The 13,622-nt window shown below is 65.0% G+C and carries 11 protein-coding genes; 8 read left to right on the forward strand and 3 right to left on the reverse strand.

The window, feature by feature from the left end:
* The 3 genes from ACLP4W_RS12445 to ACLP4W_RS12455 form a co-directional block, all read right to left on the reverse strand.
* On the reverse strand, positions 1-1,340 hold a 1,340-nt coding region (locus ACLP4W_RS12445; RefSeq protein WP_442386426.1), incomplete at its 3' end, for an AMP-binding protein.
* Between the two features lie 13 nt (positions 1,341-1,353).
* Positions 1,354-2,094, reverse strand: coding sequence for a GntR family transcriptional regulator (locus tag ACLP4W_RS12450; protein ID WP_442386427.1), 741 nt, complete (start codon positions 2,092-2,094; stop codon positions 1,354-1,356).
* Positions 2,094-3,728, reverse strand: coding sequence for a Vgb family protein (locus tag ACLP4W_RS12455; protein ID WP_442386428.1), 1,635 nt, complete (start codon positions 3,726-3,728; stop codon positions 2,094-2,096). The genes ACLP4W_RS12450 and ACLP4W_RS12455 overlap by 1 nt, the downstream gene beginning before the upstream one ends.
* Before the next feature lie 228 nt (positions 3,729-3,956).
* Here ACLP4W_RS12455 and ACLP4W_RS12460 point away from each other — a divergent pair, with 228 nt between their 5' ends.
* From ACLP4W_RS12460 to ACLP4W_RS12495, 8 genes are all read left to right on the forward strand, one after another.
* A complete protein-coding gene (locus ACLP4W_RS12460; protein ID WP_442386429.1) occupies positions 3,957-4,811 on the forward strand; it encodes an SDR family NAD(P)-dependent oxidoreductase in 855 nt (284 codons plus the stop codon).
* Complete coding sequence (locus ACLP4W_RS12465) at positions 4,811-6,196, forward strand: aromatic ring-hydroxylating oxygenase subunit alpha (protein WP_442386430.1); 1,386 nt, start codon at positions 4,811-4,813, stop codon at positions 6,194-6,196. Before ACLP4W_RS12460 ends, ACLP4W_RS12465 begins: the two co-directional genes overlap by 1 nt.
* Before the next feature lie 15 nt (positions 6,197-6,211).
* On the forward strand, positions 6,212-8,062 hold the full coding sequence (locus ACLP4W_RS12470) for a flavin-containing monooxygenase (protein WP_442386431.1): 1,851 nt from the start codon (positions 6,212-6,214) through the stop codon (positions 8,060-8,062).
* A 48-nt stretch (positions 8,063-8,110) separates the two neighbouring features.
* On the forward strand, positions 8,111-9,046 hold the full coding sequence (locus ACLP4W_RS12475; RefSeq protein ID WP_442386432.1) for an SDR family NAD(P)-dependent oxidoreductase: 936 nt from the start codon (positions 8,111-8,113) through the stop codon (positions 9,044-9,046).
* Positions 9,039-10,220: a CaiB/BaiF CoA transferase family protein gene (locus ACLP4W_RS12480; RefSeq protein WP_442386433.1), complete on the forward strand. Its 1,182-nt coding sequence runs from the start codon at positions 9,039-9,041 to the stop codon at positions 10,218-10,220. The genes ACLP4W_RS12475 and ACLP4W_RS12480 overlap by 8 nt, the downstream gene beginning before the upstream one ends.
* A 114-nt stretch (positions 10,221-10,334) precedes the next feature.
* Positions 10,335-12,041, forward strand: coding sequence for a thiamine pyrophosphate-binding protein (locus ACLP4W_RS12485; RefSeq protein WP_442386434.1), 1,707 nt, complete (start codon positions 10,335-10,337; stop codon positions 12,039-12,041).
* Positions 12,042-12,067: 26 nt separating this feature from the next.
* Positions 12,068-13,504, forward strand: a complete 1,437-nt coding sequence (locus tag ACLP4W_RS12490) for an aldehyde dehydrogenase family protein (RefSeq protein WP_442386435.1) — start codon at positions 12,068-12,070, stop codon at positions 13,502-13,504.
* 6 nt (positions 13,505-13,510) lie between these two features.
* A partial coding sequence (locus tag ACLP4W_RS12495) for an SDR family NAD(P)-dependent oxidoreductase (protein ID WP_442386436.1) occupies positions 13,511-13,622 on the forward strand: 112 nt, incomplete at its 3' end.

Here is a 13,622-nt window from a genome sequence, read left to right on the forward strand (position 1 = left end):
TCGACTTCCTTGGCCGAGATGTTCTCGCCGTTGCGGATGATGACGTCTTTGGCCCGGCCCGTCACGACGAGGTACTGGTCTTCGAAACCGGCTGAGACCCAGCGCCCAAGGTCTCCGGTGCGGAAAAACCCGGTGTCGTCAAAGGAGTCGGCGTTGTCCTCGGCATGCCGGTAACCCAGCAGCATCTGCGGGCCGCGCACACAAACTTCGCCTTCACCGGCGAGCGCGGCTTCGTGTGCGACGAGCTTGATCTCGGCGATGCCGGGCCTTCCGTCGGTGCTTGCGGCGTGGTCGGCTTCGTCTCGCCGAGGTGCGCCGATAGTCGCGACGGGCACTTCCGTGCAGCCATACACTCGGGTGACCACCGCCCGGTCGAAATACTCGGCGGCACGACGGATCAGCGACGGCGACACGGAGGCGCCGCCACAGATGAAGACCTTCAAGTCGGGTAGCCGGGTGCCGGCGCGCTGCGCGGCGGACAACAGCTGCTGCAGAAACGGTGTCGCGCCGGCCATGTGGGTGCACCGCTCGCCGTTCATCAGCGCCACAGCCGCCGCCGGATCCCACCGGTCCATGAGTACCGCGGTGGTGCCCAGCAGCAGCGGGCATTCGAACGCGTAGATCGAGCCGCCGATGTGGGCGATCGGTGACGGGACCAGGAACGTGTCACCCGGATCGACGGTCCAGTGGTCGCGGATCTGACAGATCAGCGCATGCATCGAATTGTGGCTGTGCAGTACGCCTTTGGGACGGCCCGTGGTGCCGGATGTGTAGAGGACCATCCGAACGGCGTCGGGGTTCAGGCCCGGCAGCTTCGCGGCATCGGGCTGATGCGCCAACAGATCCTGGTACGGCGTGTGAGAACCGGCTTCGCCGCGCAGCACCACCACCTCGGGGGCTGAGCTCATCACTGCGGTCACGCGTTCGAGCATCGCTGCGTAGTCGTGGCCGCCGAATTGGTGCGGTACGAAGATCATCGCGGCTTGGACGTCTTCGAGGATGAAGCGCAGGTCGTGGTCGCGCAGCGACGGCAGGATCGGATTCACCACCATCCCGGCCAGCGTCGCGGCTAAATAGATGACAGCGGCCTCGTGCCAGTTCGGCAGCATGAACGACACGACGCTGCCGGCCGGCATGCGCGCCAGCAGGGCGGTCGCCAGCCCGGTGGCCTGGGTGTACAGCGTGGCGCAGTCCAGCCGAGTGTCCGCGTCCACCAACACCGTTCGCCGGGGCGAGGTCTCTGCGGCCGCGCGCAGTGAATCGGCCAGTGTGGTGTGCACCCACAGCTCACGCCGGTAGGCCTCTGCCGCACGTGCCGCGTCTTGGTGGACCCGGGCAATCACCACAACGGGCCTAGTTATTCACGCGGCGCATGGTCATCGCGTACCGAAAGCTCGACGACAAGTGAGTGTTGATCGTCACCTGGGCGACCGCGCCATCAGAGGCCTTGTAGGTGCGCCGCATCTGCAGCGCTGCCGTTCCTGGCTCAACCCCGAGGCCGTCGGCCAGTTCGGGGGAGAGCACCACCGCGGCGATCTCTTGGTGTAATTCGGCGATGGTCACGCCGAACAGGTCCTCGATCAGGGGAAAAATCGGGCCCGTGTGGCGTTGCAGAAGCCTGCCGACCGCGGCGAAAGTGCGGCTTATGTAGTACTCCGTTCGGCACAGCGGCACCGACGCGCCGTCGACTTGCCGGTAGCCGCGCACGGACAGCCACTGCGTGCCGACCTCCAGTCCGGTGCGAACGGCTAGGTCGTCGTCGATGGTCACAATCTCGTTGGACTCGATGTTCAGCTGGGCGCCGGCCGCGAACGCGACCAGGTCGTCGATCGACATCACATCCTGCGCATAGGAACTGGTCGCTGGCCGGGGCACCACGCGGGTGCCCGCTCGTGGTCGGGACGCGACGAGGTTGTCCTCGCGCAGCCGGCGCAGCGCCTCGCGTACGGTGTAACGGCTGACGGCGAATCGCTCACACAATTGGTGTTCGGTCGGTAGCTGCGAGCCCACCGGATAAACGCCGTCGACGATCTCTTTACGCAGCGTGCGCGCGATCTGGAGGTAGCGGTGCTCGCTGGAAATGGCTTGGGGCATCAGCGGCCGTCCGGTGAGCGGCGAAACGCCAGCACGCTGCCGTCGGCGTCGGCCGAGATGTACAGCGTCCCGTCGGCCGCGGCGGCGATGCCGGCGAAGGGGCCCTGCGGCCCGGAAAACGGCGGCATTCCTTTCAGCGGCTTCGGCACCACACCCGGCGGGGCACCGACCGGTAGCCCGGAAGCGATGGTGTGTCGAACGTTGGTGTTCAGGTCGAACGCCACCAGCTCCTTGGCGCCGGCGTCGACGATGTAGAGCACACCGTCGCGCACTGAGATGCCCTGCGGGCGTTGCAGGTCGGCGACGACGGTGTCGATCCTCGATCCGTTCACCCTGACCACCTGCCCGGCGCCGGCCTCCGCCACCAGGCACGCTCCGTCCGCGTCGATCGCGACGCCGACCGGGTCGCGCAGGTCGTTCGCCAGCACCTCGATGTTGCCCGACCGAAGCGACAGCACCCGCCCGGTGCCCAATTCGGCGAAGACCACACCGTTGGGACTGGTCGCGACACCGTAAAGCTGGTCGAAACCGTCTTCCAGCACCTCGCTTTCGCTCGCCGCCGGACGGTAGCGGCTGACCTGGCCACCCGACGTCGTCACGATGAACTCGCCGGGTCCGCTCGACGCAACGCCGCGCAGGAAACCGGGATACCCGGGGCTGAACAACATCCCCACGGTCTGCAACGACCCGTCGGGCAGGGCGACATAGAAGTACGTGCCATCGGCGATGTAAAGCTGTCCGTCCTGACCAACGGTCAGATCCAGCGGCCAGTTAAGCCCACCGGGCAGCACTGTTCGTGTTGTGCCGTCAGGCGATATCTCGGTGATCTCGCCGGTGAAGTTGGATACCAGCACCCGGTCGCCGACGAAGGTGCAGTTGTCCAGCCCCGGACTCAACTGGGCCAGCAGACGCTGTTCGCCGCTGCGGGGATCGATGCGCAGCACCTGACCGCTTGCTACCTGAGTCGAGACGATGTAGCCCTGCGAGTCGAACTTCACCGAGTCGGGCACACCGAGACCGCCTGCAACGCACCGCGGCTCGCCGCCGTCAGGATCGACGCGCCAGATCTCGTTGGCACCCATCACCGGGAAATACAGCAGGCCGTCCGGACCGACCTCCATCGCATTCGGTGAGGGCACGTTCTCCAGTAGCACCCGCGGCGGCCCGCCGCTCAGGTCGAATTCCAGCAGGCGCCCACCCTCGCGGCATTCACCGATGAACAGCCGGCCCCGATGGAAGGTGATGCCGTTGGCTGATGGGACATCGTCGCGCAGCACCCGGGTTCGGCCGGCGGTGTCGAGCATGCTGACGCGGCCGTTCATGACCTCGGTCGCGTAGAGGTTGCCGCTCGTGTCGAACGCGACGTCGTCGGGCGCCACGATGTCGCCACCCTTGGCGCTCACGGTCTGTAGTTGCCCGGTGCGGTGATCCAACGCGCTGATCTGACTGCCCGTCACTTGCGCGACGTAAACGCGTCCGTCCGGGCCGGTGCGCAGACCGTTGGCGCCGAACAGTCGGCTAGGAGCGGTGACCCGCTCGAGTCGCCAGCCCTCCGCGACTTCGACCCAGTGGGGCCCGGAAATCAAGGGGGCATACCGCGATGGCTGAGCCGCGATGGCCCTCGAAATGGACATGCCTCGCCGAAATCCTTCCCATCAAGACGGAAGTGCCCGTTTGGGCTGGACGTTATCAACTCTTTCTAGTCCAGACAATAGCCGTCACGCCCACAACGCTTGACCTTGACAGCGGTGTCTGCCAATGGGAATAGTGTTCTCCAACGGGCAGAACCCAATATGTTGTCCGGACAAAATGAGCAACAGATCCCGTCGCGGCCGTTGGATCGCGGCAGGGGAAAGCAGGTCATGGAGAATCGCGAGGATCTCCTTGGGCTCGACGGTCGCATCGTGGTCGTTTCCGGTGCCGGCGGTGGCGGCATCGGCACGACCGTCACGGCGATGACCGCCAGGGCGGGCGCCACGGTGATCGGGGTGAGCCGGTCGAAGGAAAACCTCGACGAGCACGTCGTTCCTTTGGCGCAACAGGGCCTGGCCGTCGTCCCCGTCGCGGCCGACGCCTCGACCGACGAGGGCATCGCCGCGGTGCTCGACCAAGCGCGGCGTGCCGACGGAAGCCTGTACGGTCTGGTCAATGTCGTCGGCGGCGCTGAGCCGTCGACGTGGATGCCGTCGACCCGGGTGACGCGCGGCGACTGGCGCAAGATCTTCACCGACAACCTCGAGACAGCGTTTTTCATGAGCCGGGCCGTGGCGGCCGAACTCGTCGAGCAGCAGCGGCCCGGGTCGATCGTGTCGATCTCCTCGATCAGCGGCATGAACACCGCACCGTTCCACATCGCTTACGGGACCGCCAAGGCCGCCATCGCGGCGATGACCCGCACCATGGCGCTCGAGCTGGCGCTGGCGGGGATCCGGGTGAATGCGGTGGCGCCGGGCGTCACCGAGACCGCGGCCTCGCGCACCTACGTCGACGAGGACCCGGACCGGGATCGGCAGGCGATCGCCATGGGCCGGCGTGGGCGGCCCGAGGAACAGGCCGCCGCCATCCTTTTCCTGCTCTCGGAGCTGTCGAGCTACGTCACCGGCCAGACGCTGCTCGTCGACGGTGGGCTCGACCTCAAATGGAGCCATCTCGGCGCCGACAACACCTCGTTGTTTCTCAAAGACGAATCCTTCCGTGCGGCCATTAGGAGGATGTGATGACCGATTTAGCGAAAGACGTGAATTCCTCAGCGGCCGAGGAACTTTCGAAACCGATGACGATCGGCGTCGAGGCGTACATCAGCGAGAACTATGCCCGCGCCGAGCGCGACAGGCTATGGCGAAAAGTCTGGCAGCAGGTCGGCCGTGTCGAAGAGCTGCCCGAAGTCGGCAGTTATCTGACCTACGACATTCTCGACGACTCGATCATTGTGGTGCGCACTGGCCCAAACGAATCCGGCGGATTCCGGGCCCACCACAACGTCTGCATGCACCGTGGCCGCCGGCTGATCGACACACCCCAGGGTGCGAAGAACGCGTGTGGCCGCGCCCGTAAGTCGTTCGTCTGCGGCTTCCACGGCTGGACCTATGGCCTGGATGGGTCGTGCACTCACATCCGCGAACAACAGGACTGGCAGGAAGCGCTGACTCCCGACAACACCCACCTTCGGCCGGTCAAAGTCGACACCTGGGGCGGCTGGCTGTGGATCAATATGGACCCCGACTGCGAGCCGCTGACCGATTACCTGTTCCCCGCCGCGAAGATTCTCGACCCGTTCGGCCTGGAAAATATGCGCTACAAATGGCGCAAGTGGCTGCACTTCGACTGCAACTGGAAAGTCGCGCTGGAGGCATTCAACGAGACCTATCACGTCTACACGACGCATCCGGAGTTCAACAAGTTCGGCGAATTCAAGGGATGGGCCAAGGCGCAAGGGAAACACAGCAACATCGGCTATGACGCTCCAGCGGATATGGCGGCCACCAAGTCCAAGATCCGCCTGGGCACGGGTGCCGATCCGCGTGTGTCGACCGCAGAGATGCAGGTGTACACCATGGAGGAGACCAACGCCACCACCACCCAGACGCTGGTGAACGCCGCCAAGCGGCTGGTTGACGAATTGCCCGAGGGGACACCGGCCGACAAAGTTCTCGAGCACTGGCTGGCCTCGGCACGCCGCGACGACGAAGCCCGCGGCGTCATCTGGCCGACCATTCCGCCCGACGTACTCGGACAAGCCGGCACCGCATGGCAGGTCTTTCCGAACTTCCAGATGGGGCAAGGCCTCACCAGCGCACTGTGCTACTCCGCGCGCCCAGACCCCAGCTACAACCCCGACAAGTGCATTTTCGAGGCGTCGGTGCTCGAGCTCTTCCCGAAAGGCCAGGAGCCCCAGACGCAATGGGAGCTCACACCGGTCGGTGACCCCAGGTGGCGGTCGGTTTTACCGCAGGACTTCTCCAACATGGCCGCGGTGCAGCAGGGCATGAAATCCCTTGGCTTTTCCGGGACCAAGCCCAACCCGTACCGCGAACGCAGCACCGTCAACCTGCACTACCAACTGTCGAAGTACATGGGTACCGGCGAACCCCGAGAGCTATAAGGAGAACGCACCCACATGACATTGTTCGACACGTGCGGGCCGACCGATACACCCGACGACATCGATATCCCTGCACTGCGGGAGAAGTACCTCCACGAGCGCGACAAGCGGTTGCGCCCGGAAGGCTCTAAGCAATACCTCGAGCTCGAGGGCGAGTTCGCGGAGTTCTACGAGGTAGATCCGTACACGCCGGTGTCGATGCGGGATCCGATCGCCGACGACGTCGAGGTCGCGGTGCTCGGCGGCGGCATTGCCGGACTTCTGGCCGGTGCGTACCTCAAGAAGGCCGGCGTCGGCGACGTGCGTGTCATCGAAATGGGCGGGGACTTCGGGGGAGTCTGGTACTGGAACCGCTTCCCCGGGATCCAGTGCGACAACGATGCGTACTGCTATATCCCGCTGCTCGAAGAGCTCGATTACGTACCGACGAAGAAGTACGCCGACGGTGCCGAGATATACGCGCACTGCCGCAACATCGGTAAGCACTTCGGGCTGTACGACGGGGCGATCTTCTCCACGCAGGTGTCCGAGGTGCGCTGGGACGAATCGATCAAACGCTGGCGGTTGAGCACCAACCGCGGTGACGACATCCGCGCCCGCTTCGTCGTCATGACGCAGGGCTCCTTCAACCGCCCGAAGCTACCCGGCATCCCGGGAATCGCGGGTTTTAAGGGACACCAGTTCCACTCGGCGCGCTGGGATTACGAGTACACCGGCGGGGACGCTAATGGTGGACTCCACAAGCTGCACGACAAGCGCGTCGCGCTGGTCGGCACCGGTGCGACAGGCGTGCAACTGGTTCCGCACCTGGGCCGAGACGCCCAGCACCTCTATGTGTTCCAGCGCACGCCTTCATCGGTGGACGTGCGAGGCAACAAGCCGACCGACCCGAAGTGGGCGGCTTCCCTGCAGCCCGGCTGGCAGGAGGAACGCAAGCGCAACTTTCACCGCTGGTCCCCGTTGGGGGGAGGGGTGGTTTTCGACCAGGCGGATATGGTCTGCGATTTCTGGACCGAACTGGGGCGCAACATGACCGCACGGCTCGCGGCCATGGAGGATCCCGCGTCCCTGTCGATCGAACAGATCACCGCGATCCACGAAGAAGAGGACTACAAGGTCATGGAGCGGCTCCGACGCCACGTCGAGGCCGTGGTGCACGACCCGGACACCGCCGAGGCCCTCAAGCCGTACTACCGGTTCATGTGCAAGCGACCGTGCAGCAACGACGCGTATTTGCCGACGTTCAATCGGCCAAACGTGACGCTAGTCGACGTGTCGGAGTGCAAGGGCGTCGAACGGGCAACAGAGAAGGGCCTGGTCGCCCACGGCGTTGAGTACGAGGTCGACTGCATCATCTGGGCCAGCGGTTTCGAGATCACGACCGAGATCAGCCGACGCTATGCCATCGACGTTATCGAGGGCCGCGACGGCCTGTCGCTGTTCGATCACTGGCGGGACGGCTATAAGTCGCTGCACGGCATAACAAGTGTCGGCTTCCCAAATCAGTTCTTCACCGGCTTCATTCAGGGCGGCGTGTCGGGGAACACCACCGCGATGTTTGAGCAGCAGGCCGAACACATCGCCTATATCATCTCCGAAGCAATAGCGCAGGGCGCGACGACCGTCGAGCCCAGCCGGGAAGCCCAGGACGACTGGGTCAAGACGATCCGCGAAGTCTCGATAGACACCTCGGAATTCGCGGTCTCCTGCACGCCCGGCTATTACAACAATGAGGGCGGCGGTGGCGGCGAGGGCATCCGCTCGGCCATCGGCGAGTACTATGCGCCCGGCTTCTACGAGTTCGGTGACCTGATCAAAGAGTGGCGCGATAAGGGCGACCTGGAAGGCCTGGTGTTGGGCGCATGACGGTCGCGACATTGCCGATGGGCGATCTCATGTCTGAGCGGAATCCCGTTGCCGCAACTTAGATTCGACGACCGAGTCGCAATCGTCACCGGTGCCGGCCGCGGGCTGGGGCGCGAATACGCGCAGCTGCTCGCCTCGCGTGGAGCGAAGGTCGTCGTCAACGACCCCGGCGGCAGCCTGGGCGGCGACGGCGTCGACGCGGTTCCGGCCGAGCGCGTGGTCAGTGAGATCACGGCGGCCGGGGGACAAGCCGTTGCGTGTACCGCATCGGTCGCGACCCGTGAAGGCGGCGACGCGATCATCCGGACCGCGCTCGAACACTACGGCGGCATTGACATTCTGATCCACAACGCGGGCAACGTGCGTCGCGGCTCGCTCAAGGAGATGAGCTACGAGGACTTCGACGCCGTGCTCGACGTGCACTTGCGCGGCGCGTTCAATGTTATGCGGTCGGCGTTTCCGCTGATGTGCGAGGCCGGTTACGGACGGATCGTGCTCACGTCCTCGATCGGCGGCCTGTACGGAAACCACGGTGTGGCCAACTACGCCGCCGCCAAGGCCGGTGTGATCGGGCTGTCCAACGTCGCGGCGCTCGAAGGTGCCGCCGACGGCGTGCTGTGCAACGTGATCGTGCCGGCCGCGGTGACACGAATGGCCGCCGGGATCGACACTTCGGCCTATCCGCCGATGGGTCCGGAACTTGTGGCGCCCATTGTGGTTTGGCTCGCACACGAATCCTGCTCGGTAACCGGGGAGATGTTCATCGCGCTGGCGGGCCGGGTGGCGCGGGCGGTCATCGCCGAAAGCCCGGGCGTGTGCCGGCCATCGTGGACGGTCGAAGATGTTGGTGAGCATCTGAATGCGATTCGAAACCTGCAGGCACCGCTGATTTTTCCGGTCGTGCCCGATGGTCATGGCCAGCACATTCGCTACAGCTTCGAACTGGCGCAGCGCTCAATCGATCGAGGCGCACTCCATGGCTAGCCGGACGGCCTCGGGTCCGCTGGTCGGTGTGCGGGTCATCGACCTCACCGCAATGGTGATGGGACCGTACTGCACGCAGATCATGGCCGACATGGGTGCTGACGTGATCAAAGTCGAACCGCCGCAGGGCGATAACACCCGCTACATCTCCGTCGGACCGGCGCCGGGCATGAGCGGCGTGTTCGTCAACGTAAACCGAGGCAAGCGCAGCATCGTGCTGGACCTGCAAACCGACGCCGGAGCAAGTGCGCTGCGGGCGCTTGTCCAGACCGCGGACGTATTCATCCACTCGATGCGCGCCAAGGCGATCGCCAAGCTCGGCTTCGGCTACGACGACGTCGCCGCGATCAACCCGGCGATCGTCTACACCAATTGCTACGGGTACGGCCGCCGCGGACCCGAACGCGACCGGCCCGCCTACGACGACACGATCCAGGCCGAATGCGGCCTGCCGGCGGTCCAACAGCAACTGACCGGTGAGGCCGACTACGTCGGAACAATCATGGCCGACAAAGTCGCCGGGTTGACAGCGCTCTATGCGACGACCATGGCGTTGTTTCACCGTGAGCGCACCGGGGAGGGGCAAGAAGTCGAAGTCCCGATGTTCGAAACCATGGCCTCGTTCATGCTCGTCGAACACGCCAACGGCGCGATGTTCGACCCTCCCCTGGGGCCGGCCGTGTATCCGCGCACCGTGGCACCCAACCGCCGTCCCTACCGCACCAGCGACGGCCACATCGCCGCGTTGATCTACAACGACAAGCACTGGAACGCGTTCATCAACGCCGTGCGGCCGCCGTGGGCCAGTGAGCGGTATTCCACGCTGGAACAGCGCGCACGCCAGATCGACACCGTCTACGGGCTGCTAGCCGAGACGATGAAACAGCGCACGACCCAGGAGTGGCTGGCGCTGTTCCGTGAACTCGAGATTCCGGCCGCGCCACTGAACACACCCGGCGCGCTGTTCGACGACCCGCATCTCAATGCCGTGGGCATGTTCGAAACCCTGGACACCCCGAACGGACCGGTGCGCTTCCCCGGCGTACCCACCTGGTTCTCCCGGACACCGGGCCGCGTTGCGGGGCCGGCGCCAGAGCTCGGCGCCCACACCGCCGAGGTACTCGACGAGTTGGGGCCGGCGGTCGACGTGAAACCCATGTTGAGTTCGGGATAGAGGGCCCGTGGACTTCGGAAAGAGCCAGGAGGGTGTGCGGCCGCACGCCGATCTTTTGCGCGCCGCGAAAAACGACTCGTTCAAAAGTACCTAATCACTAAGGAGTTTCAAACCATGGCCGTGCCCGTCTACAAGCGCATTCTCGACCTGTTCGAAGCAGAGGGCGTGAATACGCTGTTCGGCATCCCGGATCCGAATTTCGTGCACATGTTTCTCGAGGCGGAATCGCGTGGCTGGGCTGTGGTCTCACCTCACCACGAGGAGAGTGCCGGTTTCATGGCCGAGGCCGTCTCGCGAATGACGGGCAGGCCGGGCCTGTGCATCGGCACGCTGGGTCCGGGTGTGGCCAACATCGCCGGGGCGATGATGTGCGCCAAAGTGGAGAACTCGCCGGTCATCTTCCTCGGCGGCCAACGGGCTCGCATCACCGAACGGCGCGTCCGGCGTGGGCGCATCCAGTTCGTCCGCCAGGAAGAGCTTTTCGCGCCGACGGTGAAGTACAGCGCATCGATCGAATACGCCAACCAGACCGACGAAATCGTTCGGGAAGCGATTCGGCGCGCGATGTCGACAACCCCCGGACCGGCTTACATCGAATACCCGTCCCACGTGATTCTCGAAGAGCTCGATGTCGCAGATTCCCTGCCTCCCAGCGCGTATCGCCTTGTCAATCACGGCGCGGGCGCACGGGAGATCGCCGAGGCGGCCAAGCTGGTGCGCGAGGCCAAAAACCCGATCCTGCTGGTCGGCCACGGCGTTCACACATCGCGCACCGCAGAGGCGGTCAGGGAACTGGCCGAGCTGATGGCCTGCCCGGTCATCCAGACATCCGGCGGCACCTCGTTCATCCCCGGTCTGGAGGATCGCACCTTCCCCTACGGCTTTTCGTCCGCGGCGGTCGAGGCCGTGCTCACGTCGGACCTCTGCGTCGCCCTCGGCACGGAGCTGGGAGAGCCGGTTCACTACGGCAAAACCCGGCACTGGGCGCAGAACGACGCCACACGCAAGTGGATCTACGCCGAGCAGGACCCCACGGCGATCGGCGTGAACCGGCCGGTAGACGTACCGCTGGTGGGAGACCTGCGCGGCGTCGTGCCCCAGTTGGTCGACGCGCTGAAGGACAGCCCGCGTTTGCCGTCGGCAGACCTTACACGCTGGATTAAACAGGACGCCGACCAGCTCGCCGAATTGGCCGAGACCGCGCCCAGCGGCCGGGTCCCGATCCACCCCGCCCGGTTTGTGGTCGAGGCGACCAAAGCCTTTCCGGCCGATGGCATCATGGCCCGCGATGGCGGCGCAACGGTCATTTTCCAGTGGACCTACTCGCAGGCCAAGCCGCACGACGTCATGTGGAACCAGAACTTCGGTCACCTAGGCACGGGCTTGCCCTATGCCATCGGCGCTTCGGTCGCCGACGGGGGCCAGCGGCCGGTCATGCTGCTGACCAGCGACTCCTCTTTCATGTTCCACATCGCCGAGCTGGAGACCGCGGCACGTCAGAAGCTGCCGCTGGTGTGCGTCGTGGGCGTCGACAACCAATGGGGTCTCGAAGTCGGTGTTTACAAGCGCACGTTCACCCAGCCGTCACCGCAGCCCGGTGTGCACTGGAGCAAGGACGTGCGCTTCGACAAAATCGCCGAGGGCTTCGGCTGTTACGGCGAATACGTGGAAAAAGAAGAGGAGATCGGTCCGGCGATCGAGCGAGCCTATGCCAGCGGCAAGACCGCCGTCGTGCACGTCTGCATCGACCCGAAGGCGAACTCCGAGGAGATGCCGAATTATGGTGAATTCCGCACTTGGTACGCCGAAGGCACCCAGTAAGGAAACGGACAGGAACAGGAGAAGCCATGCGCGAATACCTGAAGTTCTACATCGACGGCAGCTGGGTCGACCCGTTGCGGCCCAACAGTTTTGACGTCGAGAACCCGGCGACCGAGCAGGCCTCCGGGACGATCTCGCTCGGCTCGGCCGCCGACGTCGACGTGGCGGTCAAGGCCGCCCGACGCGCTTTCACCGGCTGGTCGCAAACCAGTCGCGAACAGCGCCTCGATCTGCTGGAGGCCATGCTCGCCGAATACCAGAAACGTGCCGGCGATCTCGCCGATGCGGTCACCGAGGAAATGGGCGCGCCGCCGTCGCTGGCCGCCGGCCCGCAGGTTCAGCTCGGGATCGGTCACCAGGTGACGGCGATCGACGTGCAGAAGAACATACAGTTCGGGGAGCAGCACGGGGCAACGCTGATCGCCAAGGAGCCGATCGGCGTATGCGGGCTGATCACGCCGTGGAACTGGCCGCTGAACCAGATCGCGGTCAAGGTCTACCCGGCGTTGGCGACCGGCTGCACGATGGTCCTCAAACCATCTGAGGTGGCGCCGTTCTCGGCCTACATCTTCACCGAGATCCTCGATGCCGCGGGCGTGCCGGCCGGTGTCTACAACCTGGTCAACGGCGATGGCCCCGGCGTCGGCGTCGCGCTGGCGAGCCACCCCGACGTCGACATGGTGTCGTTCACCGGATCCACCCGCGCCGGTGTCCAGGTGGCCACGAATGCCGCTCCGACAGTGAAGCGGGTGACTCAGGAACTCGGCGGCAAGAGCCCCAACATTGTCCTCGACGACGCCAGCTTCGCCGACAGTGTCCGCGCCGGCGTGGTCAACATGATGCCCAATTCCGGGCAGAGCTGTAACGCGCCGTCGCGCATGCTGGTCCCGAATTCGCGCATGGCCGAGGCGATCACCGTCGCGCGGGAAACCGCCGAGCAGGTGAAGGTGGGCAACCCCAGCGATAAAACCGCCATCGGGCCGGTGGCGTCGCGGGCACAGTTCGACAAGGTCCAGGGCCTGATCCGGAAAGGCATCGACGAGGGCGCGACCGTCGTGGCCGGCGGCCCGGGTCGACCGGCGGGGTTGGACAAGGGTTACTACGTCAAGCCGACCGTCTTCGCAAACGTCACCAACGACATGACGATTGCGCGCGAGGAGATCTTCGGGCCGGTGCTGTGCGTCCTCGGCTATGACGACATCGATCAAGCCGTGGAGATCGCCAACGACACCGAGTACGGCTTGGCCGGCTATGTGTCGGGGGCCGACCACGACAAGGCGCGAGAGGTGGCCCGCAAGATCCGGGCCGGGTGGGTGACGATCAATCACGCCTTTGACATGAACGCGGCGTTCGGTGGCTACAAGCACAGCGGCAACGGTCGGGAGTGGAGCGAGTTCGGGTTCAACGAGTATTTAGAGGTCAAAAGCACTTTGGGCTACGCGCCCGACAAAGCCGCCGGATAGCGGGCAATGGGTCCCCTGACAGGGAAAGTCGCGCTGGTGACCGGCGCCAGCCGCGGGATCGGCAAGGGGATCGCGCTGGCGCTGGGAGCCGAAGGGGCGACAGTGTACGTCTCGGGAC

It is taken from the genome of Mycobacterium sp., from assembly GCF_052145595.1.
Taxonomy (GTDB): Bacteria; Actinomycetota; Actinomycetes; order Mycobacteriales; family Mycobacteriaceae; genus Mycobacterium.